A 17,503-nucleotide genomic window follows, 5' to 3' on the forward strand; every position below is an offset into this window, starting at 1 on the left:
CTACCTCCTGAAAGTCGATATCGATATGTCCGGATATTTTCCAATTCGCTGTCAAAATCCATATTCCTTCTAAAACAAGAAAAAGACCCCCGAATCAGGGGGTCTTCGTTATTGCCTGGAATGAATTAAGCGTGTACCGGCGCTTTGGTCTCCACCGCCGGCAGAGCCTGCAGGCCGGCCGTGTTAAGGAAATTCCACGGCTTGTTGTAATGCGGCTGGAAGAAGAAATCGATGAAGGCCAGCTGGTCTATCGTCATGCGGTTCTGGATGCACACCGACAGGGTGTTGATGGACTGCGTCATGTCCGCCTTGGAGATCACCTGTGCACCGAGCATCCGGCGGCTTTCCTGTTCATACACCACCTTCAGCGTAACTTCCTCGAAGGTAGGCATGAACTCCGGACGGTAATGGTCCGTAATGGTGACCGTATCCACCTTCAAACCTTCATCCTTGGCCGCTCCCTCGGTTAATCCCGTCGAGGCAATGTTGTGTTCGTATATTTTCAATCCGGACGTACCCTGGGTTCCCATATATGGCGTTGTGGGCTGCACCAAATTCCGTGCAACGAGCGTACCCATCCGGACAGCGTTGGTCGCCAGCGGAATGTACATCATTTTACCCGTCGGGTTATAGAGCACCGAGCAGCAATCGCCCGCTGCATAGACATCCTGCTTGCTGCTTTGCATATATTGGTCCACGACGATGGCGCCGTTCTTCAGCATATCGACCTGCCCCTTCAGCAGCTCCGTATTCGGTCGGAAACCGATGCAGAGAATGACCAGATCCGTGTCGATCTCCCCTTTGTCGGTGATGACCTTATTCACCTTGCCATCCTGGCCTTGGAAGGACGTCACGGTCTGCCCCATGGCCATCTCGATTCCTTTTTCACGGAACGATTCCTCGATCTTGCCGCTGAACTCAGGGTCCAGGTATTTGTTCAGAATCCGATCGGCACTGTCGATCAAAGTTACCTGCTTGCCGTTCTGTTGGAAGGCCTCCACCAGCTCCACGCCGATGTAACCGGCGCCGACAACGGTAATATGTTTGGCTCCTTGCGCTTTATCAATGATCGCGTTGGAATGATCGTAGTTTTTGCAGAGCAAAATATTATTCAAATCGATGCCTTCAAGCTTCGGTACGATCGGCCAGGATCCGGTGGTAACAATCAGTTTGTCATAGGTATCTTCAAACGTATCTTCCGTGGCCAGATTGCGGACCTTTAAGGTTTTCCGGTCCGTATCCACCGAGATGATCTCATGCTTCATCTTGGTTTCGACACCAAGCTCGTCGAGTTTCTGCGGCGAAGAATAGAACAACCCGTCCGGATCCTTCACAACGCCCCCGACGTAAAGCGCAATGCCGCACGACAGGAATGAGATGTTATCATTGCGTTCGTAAACGGTAATCTGTGCATCGGGATAAAGCTTGGCGGTATTCACGATGGCGGACGTTCCTGCATGGGTACAACCGATAACTGCAACTTTCATGGTTTTTCCTCCTCCAAGTATGAAGCTTTATATTGGTTTAAGATGAGCATTTTTGCCTGGATTCATGCTTGGTAACGCTTGTTGAGCATGAACGGGTGACTGGTAATACTGATTGTGAATAATTTCACTTCATGACCTTATTATAATGTGATTTATTTCACAGTTCAATAGGCGAATTGCGTTATTCACATATTGTTCATAATTTCACATAGTGGGAATGATGAATGATCTTGACTCCAAGATTAATGTCTTGATGCCACCGAATAAGGCGAGATCGAGAATATGGGTACGGGATCCGGGGAAGCTAAAAGGGGCCCGCTTGCCAACATTCTCGAGATACCGGAATAGGTTTTTCTTATTAATAACGGATTATTCCCTTTTTGAAACAATCTGCTGCGGGTAATGTTGTGCAGGAGGTGCTTTATCATGACAACCGTATTTGTTGCCGGAGCCCATGGAAAGACCGGGACACGGATCGCGAAGCTTCTCGCCGAGAAGGGGTATCAAGTCCGCGGCCTGATCCCCGATGAGATTCATAAACGGAAGATGGAGCAGGAGGGTGCCGAGGGAATTGTCGGTGATTTGACGCAGTCTTATTCCGATGGTTTAAGGGACGTAGACGCCGTCATCTGCGCAGTTGGCGCCGGGGTAACGGAAGATCCGCAGGAGACGGATCATGTCGGCACCGTGAGGCTGATCGAGCAGTGCGTGCTTCTAGGAATCAATCGCTTCATTATGATTAGCTGCATGGAGACCAAGCACCCGGAGCACTTCTCCGAACTAAAGCCCTATTTGCTTGCCAAACATAAAGCTGAGACCATTCTTGAAGAAAGCACGCTGACTCACACGATCATAAGGGCCGGCGAGTTAACGGATGACGCTCCTGCCGGCAGGGTTCAGGCACATCCCGATCTCCGGGAAACCGGATCCATATCCCGTCAAGATGTCGCTCAAGCAGCCGTGCTGTGTCTCTCCACGCCAGAGACGGAACTTAAGGCGTTCGATCTGATTCAAGGTGATCATCCCATACAAGATGCCTTGAAGGGTCTTGATTCGGGCTGAATGGACGAAATGGCGAGGGATTTCCCATAAAAAAACAGGACTGTTTCTCCTCCGGGGCAAATCCCCCGACGAAACAGCCCTGTTATGTGCTCATTACTTCCTGGCATTAACCCAGCAGGGATTCAATGGCGCCCTTCATGGATTCAGGCGATTCCTTCGGCTCAAACCGCTGGACCACCTTGCCTGCGCGGTCCACCAGGAACTTCGTAAAATTCCAAGCGATCTCTCCGCCTTCATTCGGTCCGGGCTGCTCCGATTTCAGATACTGAAATAACGGATGAGCATGCTCCCCATTCACGTCAATCTTCTGGAAAACCGGAAAGTTCACGCCATAGTTCAATTGACAGAACGATTCAGCCTCTTCGCTCGTACCCGGCTCCTGTCCGCCAAACTGATTGCACGGAAAGCCAAGAACCTGAAGCCCTTGCTGGCCGTATTGGTCGTACAGCTGTTGAAGCTCTCCATATTGCGGCGTTAGGCCGCATTGGCTTGCCGTATTCGCGATGATCAAGACCTTGCCCGAATACTGATCGAGCGAGACTTCCTGCCCCTTGGTATTGGTTGCATGATATTCATAAACTGACATCCTCGAATCTCCTCTCCAGCTTGTATTGATTGAATCGCTTGCTTCCAAGCTTCTCAGCCTGGCCCATCTTCTTACATCATACCGAATATACGCCCCTAAACCAAATTTTCGGTTCCAATGCCTCTACCCCGCCATCCGTAAATCCATTATGATAAACGTATATCCGCTTCAAGCAAGAGCTACATAGACTCATGACAGCTGTTTAGTCAGCAAGTCAGCAGGGTAATGATTTAGGGTTTGGTAAAATATTGCATGATCCCGCATTTCAACAACAGTAAGCGAGGAAAAGAAATGAAATTGTATCCCGAAATGTTCTTGTCTCCATGGCATCTCATCGTCGTTGTCCTGGCCCTGATTGCCTTCATCGGATTGATCAAAGGGGGGTATGACCGAAGGACCGTGCTTCGCAGCACAGGGCTGTCGACGCTGGTTTTCTATTTTATTCTGACGATCCCCATTGGCCTGATCACCCAGGAATCGCTATACAAAGAAGAAACGATGCTAACCGACCTGGATCAGAACTTTGAGGACAAGAAGGCAGATTCCCAGCTGCAGAGCTTGAAAGACTACGTCGTACTTCACGTTGGAGCGTATAAAAATGAGGATGATGCCGACATCGTCGTCTATGCCGGCAATTATCATGAAAGCCAAACGTTCAACGGTCATATTACCTTGTTCGTGTACGACAAGAACGATGAGGAAGTCTTCACCGAGATGTACAGGGACATCACCCTCACCCCCGGCGAGAAGAAAAAGCTGGACACCTCTTTTACCAGCCAGCCCATGGATACCTACAGGTACCGATACGAAACGCACCCCCAAATGTGAAGGGTGCGTTTCTTTCATTTTCGTATTAGGTTGATAGCCGGTCTCCAGACTCGAACCCTGGCTTTTCGGTTTCCGTAAGAGGCTGGTACGGCCCCGGCATCGGCGGAAGATTCTTCGCATCCCGCCCTTTGCGCACATACCGGATTCCCAAATAGAAGAGAGCCGCCACAGGCAGCGACAGCATGGCTATCGCAAGGAGCATGCTGGACATTTGGTAGGAAGGATCGGTCTCGATCTCCGAGAAGTCCAGAAACATAAACGATATAAAAGTAACCAGCGAGAACATGATGATCTGTAACCAGCGCATCCATTTCACCAGGAAGAAGAACAGGATCGCCGACAGCGCAACAAGAAGAATGGGGTACAGCGGCTGTTCCGGGTCCGCGTTACCCAGCTCCGCCTGGCGCGTCAGCCAAAAACCGACGGCGAACTGAACCGGGAAAACCAGCCAAGCAAGCAAACCGGTTCCACGAAAAGCCGATCTTCGCTTTTGCAGCGCTTCTTCGTATTCGAGGAGCTTCATCTCGTATTCCAGCTGATCCAGTTCCTCCTCCGTCAGCTCCCTGTCTTCCTCCTCGTTCTCCTGTACCAGGCGATCCAGATACGGACGGAATTGTCGCTCGATATTCCCGTCAAATTCGGCACGCTCTAAATCCTCGTCTTCGCGAAGCAATGACGCCACCGATTCATCCCCCAAATCTTGGATGATAACGGATGTCAGATATAAAGGAATCCCTCGTCTGCCGACGACCTCCAGCCATCGGTTCGCCTCCATCGGATCCGTGAAAGGAACGGCCACTGCCCGTTCAGCCGTCCCTTCCCCAGCAACAAGGTACATGATGGGCATTAACTCCGCCATAGGCACCGACTCGGTCATTTTGCTGTTTTTATAGGCATAACTGAATTGAAAAATATATCGCCCGTAATATATTTCCTTTACGTCGCCAATCCGAAGGCTCCCCTTCAAGGAGTCTTTCGTCTCGGGATTCCATCGCTCATATTCAATGTGGTCTTCGTATAACAAATATTCGTCCAGATGCGTATTATTCCAGATATGCCCTTTCAGACTCTTGGATAGTCGAATCACCATAAAGATACCGGCGGGTATAGCCGCCAGACTCATCCACGTCCAGACGTTGGCCCAGAAGTACAGCAGAATCAAAGGCCCCATCGTAAACGCCAGGCCCAGCAAAATGCCCAGCACATGCATTTCGAACGTAAGCACCCAATAAAAAGGCTGCATTTTGGGTTTTCTCTGCTCATGAATCACCAGAGACATTCAGGCAGCGCCTCCTCCTTTATTCTTTCGATGTTACCCAATCCAACAGATGGAATAAAGACATTGGAAATCATATTATGTATAAAGCCTAATATCAAGCCCTTCATCCTATAGTTATGTTCATTCCTGCCTTCGAACCAAAAAAACCTTCCCCGGCAAGTCGGCCGGGGAAGGAGCCTCATCTCACGCTTCGCCTTATTGAGCCGTACGGTTTTGAGCCAGCTTAACCAGCAGATGAGCCAGCTGATGCTGCTCCGCTTGCGTTCCGACCTTCCATAATTCCTGAAGAAGTTTCTCCTCGGAATTGCGGGGCTCCTCGTTAGCGGCGAGGTATCCGGCTACCTTCTCTGCCGCCTGCGCCAGCTGCTCTTCATTCAAGCCAATGCTCTCGGCAAGCTGAATTCGTTTGTTCAAATAGGATTGAAAGGCATCGAAGTCAGCCAGGATCCGTTCCTTCTCCTTGTCGTCAATCCGGTCCATAGCGTCATCGACCTTACTCACATCCAGCTCACCGTTCTTGTTCACCACATGATTATGTTCAGACATGGTAACGCCTCCTTGTCATTGACTGGGTAACGATCTCTACTTAAACGTGATCCTTCGGATTGAAACAGAGGACTTCCTAAAATTTACCTTGAACTCCCTAGCGGCTCCGACCGCCACGTCGTCCACCGCTTTGGCCTCTGGCAGCGCGGCCTTCGGAGGATCGGGTTCCGCCTTGTCCGCCGCGGCCGGCGAGATTCCCCCGCCCCTCGGTTCTGGACGGTCCGCGGCTGCTGCCTCGTGCTCCGGCTTGCGGTCCGCGGCCCTCGCCTGCACGACCGCCTTCACGCGCGCCGCTGCCTCGGCCTCCGGCCGCCGATGGTCCTCGACCCTCTCCGGTACGGCCTCCTGTCCGGCCCGAATCGCGGTCATCCCTGCGCGATGATCCTGCCCTTCCCCTACCCTGCTCGTTACCGCGGCTACGCCCGGAACCCGTGCCCCGATCGGCACGGCTTCTGCCTTGGCCACGTTCATTATCGGATTCAAGTGACGAGACATTTCTTGCTTTCTTCGGTCGGCCCGTATCCCTGCCCGAGCCGCCAGAGCTTTCCCGAAGGCTTCCGGCGGCAGAGTCATAGCGTACTCGCTTCAACCGCTGGGAGATCCCTTCTTCGATGCGCTGCAGATCATTAAGGTCTTTTCCGGCCGCAAACGTGATGGCCATACCGCTACCCCCCGCCCGTCCGGTCCGGCCGATACGATGGATGTAACTTTCAACATCATGGGGCATATCGTAGTTAAAGACATGGGTAACGCCTTCGACGTCCAGCCCCCTCGCGGCAACATCCGTTGCAACGAGCAGCTGCAGCTTGGCTTCCCGGAATCGCTTCATTACCGCTTCCCGTTTCGCCTGGGACAGATCCCCGTGCAGCTCGTCCGATTGATAGCCATGGGCCAACAGCGCCTCGTTCAACGTGGTGGCTCTGCGCTTCGTCCGGCAGAAGATGATCGCGAGGAAGGGATTATGCTCTTCGATCATTGCGCGTAAGGCATCCTGCTTGGAGCGGTCCGTACACTCGACCACCACCTGCTGGATCTGCTCCAGCGGGATCGGGGAAGCCCCCTTAATCACGATATCGACAGGTTGATTCATATAATTGCCGGCAAGCTGCTTCACGCCGGCAGGCATCGTCGCCGAGAAGAGCATCGTTTGGCGCCGATACGGAAGCGCATGGATCAGCGCCTCCACCTCATCCAGGAAGCCCATATGCAGCATCTGGTCGGCTTCGTCCAGCACCAGCTGCTTCACGCCGCCAAGCTCTAACGTGCCCCGGCGCAAATGATCCAGCAGCCGGCCCGGCGTACCGATGATCAATTGGCGTCCGCCTTCAAGCTTGCGCAGCTGTTTCTCCACGTCCTGCCCGCCATAGACCGCCAGAATTTTGATGCCGTCCGGCTCTCCTGCCGTCAGCTTCTTGGCTTCTTCCGTAATTTGCAATGCCAATTCCCGTGTCGGCGCAACGATGAGCGCCTGCGGGTACGCCCGCTTGGGATCGATATGCTGCAGAATCGGCAGCATGAAAGCCAGCGTCTTGCCTGTGCCGGTCTTCGCCCGGGCAATGACGTCCTTTCCCTGCAGCAGCAGCGGAATGCTCTCTTGCTGTACCGGAGTCGGTTCCATAATTCCCTGCTCCTTCAGTTTTCGTACTCTTTGTTCGTCAATGCCCAGCTGTTGAAAGTTCGGCAAACGTTCCACCTCATTTAATTTATTTAGCATCTTATGGTCTCAATCCATTCGATTCAGCAAACAAAACCAACATATTTTCATTACAAAAATCCCAACAAAAGGCCGATACCATTCGTTCTTAGAAGAACAGGGCGCTTCCCTTATGTGTCCAGTGAATGAAGATATGGTTTGAATCCATTCACTATTTTCGCCAGAAAACTGACAAACGACCCTGACTTTGGTAATGTCAATGATATAGAAATCCAGTATACACCAGCGAGGAGGTGTCCCCGATATGCATATCCTACAGCTCATCCTGACAGCCTTGATCTTGATGATCCTATTCGGCCTTATCAATCTAATGATGAATTATATTTCAAGACGCGACGGGGAGCCCATCGTTCCCTTCCGGAAGAAGCTGTGGCTCATTCCGCTGTTGTCGGCCTTTATCATTATGCCATTGGAGCTCTTTTCCATGCTGTATGCCCAGTGGTTCCCCATGCCCGATCCTTCAAGAACAGGCGAAACGCTTGCATACGACGGCCAAGGCGTGCTGCTCGGCTTTTCGCTTTTCGTCCTGGTCGGGTTCCTGATCTTCGAAGGTCTCATACATCCATTGGTCATCGCCCTGCTGCGGCTTCTGCTTCGCAAGGATACCTCCATCTATATGAAACAGGCAGTGACGGTCGTGACCGATACGATGTTGCTGTACATAGCCTCTCTGATCGTGCCCGCCATTCCCGTGGAGGGCTGGCTGCAATCGTTGGTCATCGCCGTATTTTTCCATCTCATAGAGTGGATCCTGATCGGTGTCCAGGCCTGGATGCAGCAGCGCAAACGGACAAGAGCCGAATCGGCAGGCTAGAACCTGCCGGATTTGAATATGGCGTACAGCAGCCATGCCACCATCAGCAGGGCTACGATGAATCCGACTTCAATCACCGGGAAGCTCCATATCATCATCGGCTCCCGGCTGAGCGACGATCCGATAATCAGCCCTACCATGATGATGCTGAAAGCCAGAAGCACGATGCTGAAGGACAGCCGGTTACTGATCTGATCCAACTTGCGCATCAGCATTTTCAGTTCCGGAACGCTGATCTCCACCCGCAGTTTCCCTTTGCTGATCAGGGCCGACAGCTGCCGGGCTTGACCGGGCAGATCGAGCAAACTCTCGGCAAGCCCCGCCACCCCATCCAGCACCTTCCTGCTGATCCGGCGGGTATTGTACCGCTTCTTCAGCAGCTTCCTTCCGAAAGGCTCCGCCATATCGATAATGCTCAGGCTCGGGTCCAACATCTCGATGACCCCTTCCAGGGTCAGCAATGATTTGCCAAGAAGCGTCATATCGGGAGGCAGCATAATCTGGTGCCGCTGGGCAACGGCAAACAGATCGGTCAATGCCTTGCCGATGCGCACTTGAGCAAAAGGCACGTCATAATACTCTTCCCGCAGACGGTCCATATCCGACCGCAGCGCATCCATATCGCAATCGTCCGGAATCAAACCCATTCTGGAAATCGCCCGGATCATCCCTTCCGAATTCCGCCGCATCAATGCAATAATGAGTCCTGACAGATGATCCTTCATATCTTCGCTGAGGTGACCCACCAGCCCGAAATCCAGAAAGACCAGCTTGCCGTCCTCCCTGACGAGCAGGTTCCCCGGATGAGGGTCGGCATGAAAGAAGCCCTCAATAAAAATCTGCTGCAGCATGCCGTCGGTCAGATGCTCGGCGATCGCCTTGAGATCATGCCCCTTGGCCACAATCTCCTGCCTGCGGCTTAAGGTAATACCCTCGGCATACTCCATCATCAACACCTTCGATGACGTATAATCCCAATAAATCCGCGGAATATGGACAAATTCCTGCTCCGTCATCCGGGATGCGATCTTCTCCGCATTCCGGGCTTCATGGCTGTAATCCAGCTCCGCCATCATCGCTCTGGCAAACTCATCAACGATTCGATCCACGCGGTACTGCTTCACCCATTCCCAATGGCGCTCGGCAATCGAAATTAAATCCCGCAGGATTTCCAAGTCGCGGCCGATCATGCGGGCCACGCCCGGACGCTGAACCTTGATCGCTACAAGCTCTCCGGATTTCAGCCTCCCGGCGTGAACCTGGCCGATTGAGGCGGCAGCCAGCGGCTTGTCCCCAAACTCACTCAACACGTCGTCGATCGGCATGCCCCATTCTTGTTCAATCAGCTCCCGTGCGCTGGCGGAAGGGAACGGAGGCACCCGTTCCTGCAGCTTGACCAATTCCTGGATAATGTGGTCTGGCAGCAGGTCCGATCGGGTACTCGCCAATTGGCCCAGCTTCACAAAGGCAGGCCCCAGATCCTCCAGCACTCGCCGAATGCGTTCCCCAAGCGTAATCGTCTCCGGCTGCTCCTTGGAGCTCCAGCGGACAGGCAGCGACAGAACATGGAACAGTCCCATCTCCTCCACCATATAGCCAAAGCCATGACGCATGAGCGCCATGGCGATTTCCCGGTAACGTCCGGCATGTCGAATTCGGACCGCCATCTATTCCTGCCGCGATCCTTCCAGCTCTACAACCTTCTTCTCCAGAGCGGCAATGCGCTGTTCCAGGCTGGCGACATCGCTCTCTTTGGGAACATCCAGATCGGACAACACGCGCTGCACCTGCTCATAAATATATGACTTGATCTGGGATTGCTCCTCTTCGCCGCGCTCGACGAGGCGGTTCACCAGCGCTTTGGATTCCGCAGGAGCCAGCTCCCCGCGTTTGACCAGATCATCCACGATTTTCTCTACTTTTTCCTTGCTGACCACGGTAAGGCCCAATCCTAACGAGATGGCTTTCTTAAAAAGATCACTCACGATATATCCCTCCCGGTCGTTGTCTGGTTCCATTATAACCTTTAACGCTGGCAAAAACATCTATCCTTGGACTTGCTTTCTAAGTATCGAGAAGCTCCCTTATCAATTTCCCCTGATTTTACATGAAATATGAGGGCCAACCGGATGGGACGGCGGGAATGCACTGAAGCCATGACAAAAAAAAGCGAACAGCCGGGTTAAACCCCGTGCTGTTCGCTGATACTGCTATCCTACGCAGATGAAGAACGGTTTAATCGTCATCCCGATCATCATGGTCCCAATCATCATGGTCATCGTGGTCGTCATCGTCATGGTCGTCGTATTTCTCGTATTCTGCCTTGATCACTTTGCCGCTGACCGCGTTGATCTCAACCTCGGACGAGCCTTTGGCCGTCTTCACTTCGACGTCATACACCCACCGGCCGTCATCGTGGTCCAGATCAACCTCTACGGCTGTCCCGCTCTTGACGTGTTTGACAGCGATCGCGGATGCCTTGCCGGCACCGATCAGATTCCCCGGAATGCTGTCACGGTCATCATCGTCATCATCCCGATCTACTATTACGCCAAGGGATTTGCCTGTGTAGGCATCAATCCATACATCGACATCCCGGTTGCTCTGTTGAATCTCAACATCATACACCAACTTGCCCTTTTTACGGTCAATGTCAATGCTCTCCACTTTACCGTTGGCAGCAGCGAGTGCCAATTGTTCGGCTTTTTCCATTCCAATGAGCTGCTTCTGTTGTTTGGCCGCTGCTTGGGTTCCTGCCGGCGTTGTTTGTCCTGATCCTGCAGCCTGCACGGCGCTATAGCCGTATACTCCACTTGCCGCGATCGCTACGGACAGCGCGCCTGCCCACAATGTTCTTTTGTTCATCATCTTACGCCTCCTCAAACTCTCTGTGTGATCTCTACAAACCCAATATACCGTCTCAACATGAGAGCTTTCGGAGAGAAAGATTAGAAAACGATGAGAAAATGCAAATAGGCCTCTAATCTATTCATCGTCATCCTCGTCATCCCAAGTCACCGTCATGATCTTGCCGGTAATCGCGTGGACCTGAATGGTCGCCTCACGCCCATCTTCCCGCTCGATCTCGACCAGATAGTAACGGCTGCTCTTGCTCTCGCGATATTCCACGTCTTCTACCGTTCCCGGTACCTTCTCTAAAGAAAGCTTGATCGCGTACTCTTTGGTGATCATCGTTGCAGGCGGCTCCGCAGTTCCGCTTTCACCATCCGCTGATCCCTTCTCGCCATTCTCAGCGGGCTCCGCAGGAGTCGTGCTTGGATTGTCGGTCGGCTGCTTGGTTTCGCCGGGCTCCGGCTCTGGCTTCGCTGGCGCTTTGTCCAGCTGCTTGATGGACACGATATCGCCTTGACGGGCATCCACCGTCATCTCATACCTTCCGGAATTGGACTCCAGCTCCATCCGGTACATCTCCCCATCCAGCGTTGCCTTTGTAATCTCACCGTCCGGATATTGTTTCAATACTCCGCTTACGGCTTCCTCCTGCGACATCGCCTCCGTCGAACGGGTAAACGGACTCCATACCGCATTCACGATGATCATGACGGCCACCACGATAATGACGCCCAGCAGCACACTCACTTTTTTACGCATTGAATCACCTCGCAACCCATTCGGTCTTTACCGTCAGTATAGCGCAGCATGGTTAGAATTCGATGAGAAAACGGTGGGCTGCTGACGGTTATTTCGATTTTTGGAGCCGAATGGTGGCCGTTGTGCCCACGCCGGGCAGGCTTTCCAGCTCCAGCTCAGCAGAGATGGCCTCCGCGATATCCTTGGCCAACGACAATCCAAGGCCGGCTCCCCCGCCCCGGCGGGTACGAGCTTCGTCCACCCGGTAGAAACGGTCGAAGACGTGCTCTAGCTCTTCTTTGGCAATGCCGATTCCGCGGTCGATGACCCGGATATATACCTCCGACGGCTTTCTGCCCACCTGGATGACGATATGTTCGTCACTGTATTTGCGTGCATTATCCAGCAGAATGAACAAGAGCTGCTTGAGCCTGCGGCTGTCCGTCCAGCCCAGAACCTCGCTGTCGGCTTCAACCTCGACCGTGCGGTTATAGGCATCGCGAAATGCGCGAGCGGAAGACTCCGATAATGCTGCGAGATCCACCTGCTCCATCTCGACCTGCCATTGGTCCTGGTTGCGGGCAAGCAGCAGCAGCTGCTCCGTCATCTCCTTCATCCGGATCGCTTCCGAATGGATCGCTTCAACGGACTCCATGAACAGCTCCGGCCGATCCAGGCCTCGCCGCTTCAACAAACTGGCGTAACTCTCGATGATGGTGAGCGGTGTTTTTAACTCATGGGAAGCGTTGGACACGAATTGTTCCTGCCTCGCATGGTTGCTCTCCAGCAGCGTGATCATGTCATTGAACGCAGCCCCCATCTCCACCAGCTCATCCTTGGATGTTTCCTTCAGCTCGATCCGACGGAACCTTCCGCTCTGCCGAATCTCCCGCATCGTACGGATTAAGGCCGTAATCGGCTGCACGATTAAACGCCCCAATATCCGCGTCGAAATGATGACCGGAACCAAAGCGATCGCGGTTACGGCCACCAGCACAATGCGCAGCACCTGCAGCGTCTCCATCGTAGCGGCAAGGCTGCGGGAAATTTGGATGTTGTATACCGCCCCGTCGCTCCAAATGACAGGCAGGGACACCAGCACATAACGCATTCCTTCATATCGGATCTGCTCGACCTGCTTATTGGCGTTATAAGGCAGCTTCAGCTCATCCATATCCTCGCCGGAGGAGGTCACGTAAGGAGACTTGGCCTTGCTGTCAGCCGGGACGAATTGAATCTTTCCGTCAGCCGGGACATAACTTCGCAGCAGATCGTCAATGGGAATGGTCGCGGCAGAATGCGCAATGCTTCTGACGATGCTTCCCGCCTCGGCTTCCGCCTGCTCCAGCTGGCTGTCCACCGTCATTTTGCTGAACACGTAATACACGGATAAATTCATGACAATCAGGATGGCGGCCATCAGCACCGACGAATAGAGATGGATTTTGCTGCTCAGCTTCATAGGGTTTCTTTCAGCACGTAGCCGACGCCGCGAACGGTGTGGATGAGCTCTTGCCTGCCGCCATGATCGATTTTCTTGCGGACGTAACGTATGTATACATCAACGACGTTGGTATCGCCGTAATAATCGTACCCCCACACGGCAGCAAGAATCTGCTCGCGGTTCAGCACCTGCCGCTTGTTCTTCAGCAAATAGACGAGCAAGTCAAATTCACGCGGCGTCAGATCGATCCTTCTGCCGTCGCGAATCACTTCCCGCGTGCCTTCATTCAATTTCAAATCCGCGGCCGTAAGCCACTCCCCAGCCGGTTCCTCTTCCGGATGAGGCTTTCCTTGAAGCCGTAGTGCAGCACGAATCCGAGCCAGCAGCTCTTCGATCTGAAACGGCTTCGTAATATAATCATTGGCTCCAAGATCCAGCCCCGATACCTTATCTTCAACGGAGCTCTTCGCCGTAAGCAGCAGCACGGCCGTATGGGAATCATGGGCACGAATCCGCCGCAGCAGCTCGATGCCGCTCATACCCGGAAGCATGACATCCAGCAGAATGAGATCCACCTCCTGGCTGCGGTATGCCTCAAGCGCATCCAGCCCGTTATCCGCCTTGGTGACCTGGTATCCTTCACTCTCCAGCTCGATTTCAAGCAAACGGGATATTTTCGCTTCATCCTCAACAATTAGTATCTTCCCGCTCACGCGCGTCCCTCCTGCCCGATCATTTCGAAATGCCTTAACCCGGAACGCGCGCCGCCCACTTGGCCGCTTGCGTAATCATTAAACGCAGCTGAGGCTGGAGAAAGGACGGCTCATGATGGCCCGGCATCAAGAAGACCACGCGTCCAATGCCATACGTATGGCACCAGGCGGCAGGCCACTGCTTGCCTTCGTACTCATAATGCAGCAGCACGGTTTTTTCCGTGAACGGACTGAATACGAACCGGTAAGGCTCCTCGTCCAGCACAAACGGCTCAACGCCCTCCGTAATATCGTGATCGGTCTCCCCCGGAACGAAATACAGCTTCTCCATCGGCGGGTGCCCGTCAAAACGGGCGCCAATCAGCTGCGCCAGCTCATAACGGTTTGCCAAGGTAACGCCATTATGAATCACGAGCAAGCCGCCGCCTCCGCTAACGTAGGACAGCAGGCCTGCGGTCTGCCGCGGCGAAACCCGCTCGTCCCACAAGTCGCTATAGGCGATGCAGAGCTCGTAAGGGTAGAGATTGCTTTCATGAAGCATTTTATGGTTTTCCGTGCACTGCACGGTGAACATGTCGTTCAGCAGATGCGTGATCTGTTTGTCTATGCCTTGCAGCGGATGAAACTTCGGGTGCGTGTAGCTGCCGAGCAGCAATGCTTTTCTCTTATCCATCGGTCATCCTCCTATTTACTACTCAATATTTCACATGAACCTGAGGAACATGCATCGACGAGCTGGAATGGATCGAAATCCTTAGCTTCGTTACGTTATATCATGACATTATTCTTGATTTTGAGCAAAATAACGGCCAAGCGTCACCATCATGCTGCCCATTCGCTCTTCCTCGGGAACCACCATGCGTTCAATGCCTTCCTCCCGGAGTCCCTGAGCCGTCACCTTGCCGACAGCCGCCGCCACGACCGGTCCGCGGAACGCCTCCAGCATGGCTTCCAGCTTGCCATGGGCACGAGCATAATCCGCAAGAAAACGAAACTGTGGCGCACTTGTAAAAGCAACCGCATGAACCTTGCCGCCAACGATTTCGTCAACGAGCAGGGAAATATCCTCCTCCAGCGGCGGAATGTGCTTATAAGGCAGAATCTGCTGCACCTCCGCTCCCCGTTGCTGAAGCCAATCGACCAGCTTAGGCGCAGACTCGCCATGCAGCTGCAGAATGACGCGTTGACCCGACAAGTCATGCGGCGCAAGCGACCGGATCAGTCCGGACGTGCTGCCGTCATCGTCTCTGACGACCGGTGCCAAACCGCGTTTTTTCAGAGCATTCGCGGTCTTGTACCCTCTTGCCGCAATCGAGGTGCGCTCCAGCGTTTCATTCAATGTATCCAACAGGCCCATCTGCTCGGCCGTATCGTAAATGGCCTCCAGGCCGATTCCCGTCGTAAAAATCGCCCACGGCGCAGGCGCCTCGAGCCAAGCTTCGATGGAACGCCGGAGCACTTCATCATCCAAAAATACCGTCCCCTGCGCCGGGCGAAGCACCGCCGTGCCTCCCATCTTCTCCACCAGCTTGGCCATGTCCGCCGCTTTGCGCGGGCCTGCCAAGGCTACAACCCGATCTTTCATATGCTGTGCCATGATATATGCCTCACTCTCTTAAATTCTAGCTTATGCAACCTTCATGCCGTATAGCTTCTAGCAGCTGACTCCAGTATAAAGGCCATGTTCCCATAGATAAAGCCACTAAGGTCTTATTCTTCCAAAAAGCCCCCCTTTCCTGCCGCATGCAAAAAAGCAGCAAAGGAATAGTCGTTCCTTTGCTGCTCCACTTATATATTTCAGTGGATGAAAAAAAGAGGCACCCATTTATGCGGGTACCTCTTTTGGCCGGCGACCATGGATCGCCGTCTATATAAAGGCCTTCCATCCTGCACAGCGGAAACCGGATGGCGGGCTCTTATATGCTTGCATCGTGTTACTTCGGCTGACCGGCCGGAATGAATCCGCTCAGGTCTACGCCAAGCCCTGCGGCAAGTCTTGCGCCATATTCGGCGTCTGCACGGTAAAAATTGCATACGGCACGGAGCTGGATGTCGGATTTGACCTGGCTCAGGTCATCAACCAGATTGCGAAGCAGATGATCCTTCTGCTGCTCCGTAAACGAACGGTACAATTCGCCGGCTTGGGTGAAGTCATCCGTTTTCTCGATGCGCTGGCGAACGACATGACCGGTCAGCGGAGCTTCGCTCTCATTAACGGACGGATCTTCCACAGGGCCCGTTGTATAGCTGTTCGGTTCATAGTTCACCGGCGACGGATCTTGATTCACGTTCATCAAGCCGTCGCGTTGATGATTGCGCACAGGGGCATACGGGCAGTTGATCGGGATCTGCAAATAATTGGCGCCCAGACGATGACGCTGCGTATCCGGGTAAGAGAATAACCGGCCCTGCAGCAATTTATCCTCGGACGGCTCAATGCCAGGCACCAATGCGCTTGGGGAGAAAGCCGCCTGCTCCACCTCGGCGAAGAAATTCTGCGGGTTACGGTTCAGGGTCATCGTACCCACGGTTATGAACGGGAAACGATCCTCCGGCCAAGTCTTGGTCGGATCCAGGGGATCAAAGGACAAATCATCCATTTCTTCCGGAGACATCAGCTGCACCTGCAGGCGCCATTTCGGGAAATTCCCGTTAGCGATGTGTTCGCGAAGATCACGGGTGGCATGATTGAAGTCCTTGCCCTGCACCGCGCCCACTTCGTCTGCATTCAGCGTGTTGATGCCTTGCACGGATTCCCATTTGTATTTAATGTAGGTCACTTTGCCTTCGCTGTTCACCCACTTGAACGCATGGACGCTGAAGCCGTCCAACTCGCGATAGTTCGCCGGCGTGCCATGATCCGAGAACAGCCAGGTCATCATATGGGTGGATTCCGGAGACAGCGTCATAAAATCCCAATACCGGCCGGGCTCTTGAATGTTGCTCTCCGGCGAAGGCTTCAAGGAATGCACCATATCGGGGAATTTGATCGCGTCCCGAATGAAGAAGACCGGGAGATGATTGCCTACAATGTCATAGTTCCCTTCCTCCGTATAGAACTTCACGGCGAATCCGCGCGGATCACGTGCCGTTTCGGGCGACCCGGTTCCATGGATAACCGTGGAGAACCGGACGAACACGGGGGTTTCCTGACCGATTTCCTGCAGGAATGCCGCTTTGGTATACGGCTTCATGTCATGCTCGACCACAAATACGCCGTGGGCACCTGCTCCGCGTGCATGAACGACGCGCTCCGGAATCCGTTCACGGTCGAAGTGGGCGATTTTTTCGATCAGATGATAATCCTCAAGCAGTGTCGGCCCGCGGCGGCCCGCCGTTTTGGAATTTTGGTTATCTCCTACGGGAGCACCTTGGTTGGTTGTCAATCTATCCATCTATGAACCCTCCATCATTTCTATAATTGATTTTAGACTGAATC

General features: G+C 53.4%; 17 protein-coding genes. 3 read left to right on the forward strand and 14 right to left on the reverse strand.

The features are described 5' to 3' along the window. Positions 1–125 precede the first annotated feature (125 nt). Complete coding sequence (locus MHI43_RS30245) at positions 126–1,487, reverse strand: FAD-dependent oxidoreductase (RefSeq protein ID WP_036662044.1); 1,362 nt, start codon at positions 1,485–1,487, stop codon at positions 126–128. Positions 1,488–1,913: 426 nt separating this feature from the next. Between MHI43_RS30245 and MHI43_RS30250 the strand changes: the two genes are divergently transcribed. Next, a complete protein-coding gene (locus MHI43_RS30250) occupies positions 1,914–2,549 on the forward strand; it encodes an SDR family oxidoreductase (RefSeq protein WP_036662043.1) in 636 nt (211 codons plus the stop codon). Between the two features lie 106 nt (positions 2,550–2,655). Here MHI43_RS30250 and MHI43_RS30255 read toward each other — a convergent pair whose 3' ends face one another. Further along, on the reverse strand, positions 2,656–3,135 hold the full coding sequence (locus tag MHI43_RS30255; RefSeq protein WP_015737794.1) for a glutathione peroxidase: 480 nt from the start codon (positions 3,133–3,135) through the stop codon (positions 2,656–2,658). Positions 3,136–3,387: 252 nt separating this feature from the next. Here MHI43_RS30255 and MHI43_RS30260 point away from each other — a divergent pair, with 252 nt between their 5' ends. Next, a complete protein-coding gene (locus tag MHI43_RS30260) occupies positions 3,388–3,963 on the forward strand; it encodes a hypothetical protein (RefSeq protein ID WP_341283201.1) in 576 nt (191 codons plus the stop codon). A 25-nt stretch (positions 3,964–3,988) separates the two neighbouring features. Here MHI43_RS30260 and MHI43_RS30265 read toward each other — a convergent pair whose 3' ends face one another. The 3 genes from MHI43_RS30265 to MHI43_RS30275 form a co-directional block, all read right to left on the reverse strand. Then, positions 3,989–5,242 (reverse strand): membrane protein, encoded by a 1,254-nt coding sequence (locus tag MHI43_RS30265; RefSeq protein WP_036662040.1) that lies wholly within the window; start codon positions 5,240–5,242, stop codon positions 3,989–3,991. A 195-nt stretch (positions 5,243–5,437) separates the two neighbouring features. Beyond that, positions 5,438–5,788 carry a DUF3243 domain-containing protein gene (locus tag MHI43_RS30270; RefSeq protein ID WP_015737797.1) on the reverse strand — a complete coding sequence of 117 codons (351 nt, stop codon included), beginning with the start codon at positions 5,786–5,788 and terminating at the stop codon, positions 5,438–5,440. 97 nt (positions 5,789–5,885) lie between these two features. Further along, the gene (locus tag MHI43_RS30275) at positions 5,886–7,502 is read right to left on the reverse strand and encodes a DEAD/DEAH box helicase (RefSeq protein WP_036662038.1); all 1,617 of its coding nucleotides are present in this window, start codon (positions 7,500–7,502) and stop codon (positions 5,886–5,888) included. Between the two features lie 244 nt (positions 7,503–7,746). On the opposite strand from MHI43_RS30275, the gene MHI43_RS30280 reads away from it, so the two are divergent. Beyond that, positions 7,747–8,316, forward strand: coding sequence for a hypothetical protein (locus MHI43_RS30280; protein WP_015737799.1), 570 nt, complete (start codon positions 7,747–7,749; stop codon positions 8,314–8,316). Here MHI43_RS30280 and MHI43_RS30285 read toward each other — a convergent pair. The 9 genes from MHI43_RS30285 to MHI43_RS30325 all read right to left on the reverse strand — a co-directional run bounded on the left by MHI43_RS30285 (position 8,313) and on the right by MHI43_RS30325 (position 17,459). Beyond that, the gene (locus tag MHI43_RS30285) at positions 8,313–9,983 is read right to left on the reverse strand and encodes an AarF/ABC1/UbiB kinase family protein (protein WP_036662036.1); all 1,671 of its coding nucleotides are present in this window, start codon (positions 9,981–9,983) and stop codon (positions 8,313–8,315) included. The genes MHI43_RS30280 and MHI43_RS30285 overlap by 4 nt on opposite strands. After that, a complete protein-coding gene (locus MHI43_RS30290) occupies positions 9,984–10,301 on the reverse strand; it encodes a phasin family protein (RefSeq protein ID WP_009590344.1) in 318 nt (105 codons plus the stop codon). Positions 10,302–10,551: 250 nt separating this feature from the next. Further along, the gene (locus MHI43_RS30295) at positions 10,552–11,181 is read right to left on the reverse strand and encodes a PepSY domain-containing protein (RefSeq protein WP_036662096.1); all 630 of its coding nucleotides are present in this window, start codon (positions 11,179–11,181) and stop codon (positions 10,552–10,554) included. A gap of 120 nt (positions 11,182–11,301) precedes the next feature. Then, positions 11,302–11,928: a PepSY domain-containing protein gene (locus tag MHI43_RS30300; RefSeq protein ID WP_036662034.1), complete on the reverse strand. Its 627-nt coding sequence runs from the start codon at positions 11,926–11,928 to the stop codon at positions 11,302–11,304. A gap of 88 nt (positions 11,929–12,016) precedes the next feature. Continuing rightward, positions 12,017–13,369 carry a HAMP domain-containing sensor histidine kinase gene (locus tag MHI43_RS30305; RefSeq protein WP_036662032.1) on the reverse strand — a complete coding sequence of 451 codons (1,353 nt, stop codon included), beginning with the start codon at positions 13,367–13,369 and terminating at the stop codon, positions 12,017–12,019. Then, on the reverse strand, positions 13,366–14,064 hold the full coding sequence (locus MHI43_RS30310) for a response regulator transcription factor (RefSeq protein ID WP_036662029.1): 699 nt from the start codon (positions 14,062–14,064) through the stop codon (positions 13,366–13,368). The genes MHI43_RS30305 and MHI43_RS30310 overlap by 4 nt, the downstream gene beginning before the upstream one ends. A 34-nt stretch (positions 14,065–14,098) precedes the next feature. After that, the gene (locus MHI43_RS30315; RefSeq protein ID WP_009590348.1) at positions 14,099–14,737 is read right to left on the reverse strand and encodes a ThuA domain-containing protein; all 639 of its coding nucleotides are present in this window, start codon (positions 14,735–14,737) and stop codon (positions 14,099–14,101) included. A 108-nt stretch (positions 14,738–14,845) separates the two neighbouring features. After that, positions 14,846–15,661: a uroporphyrinogen-III synthase gene (locus MHI43_RS30320; protein ID WP_036662027.1), complete on the reverse strand. Its 816-nt coding sequence runs from the start codon at positions 15,659–15,661 to the stop codon at positions 14,846–14,848. A gap of 337 nt (positions 15,662–15,998) precedes the next feature. Continuing rightward, positions 15,999–17,459, reverse strand: a complete 1,461-nt coding sequence (locus MHI43_RS30325) for a catalase (RefSeq protein ID WP_036662024.1) — start codon at positions 17,457–17,459, stop codon at positions 15,999–16,001. Positions 17,460–17,503 lie beyond the last annotated feature (44 nt).

Origin of the sequence: Paenibacillus sp. FSL H8-0457, from assembly GCF_038051935.1 — a bacterium.
GTDB lineage: Bacteria > Bacillota > Bacilli > Paenibacillales > Paenibacillaceae > Paenibacillus_AQ > Paenibacillus_AQ lautus_A.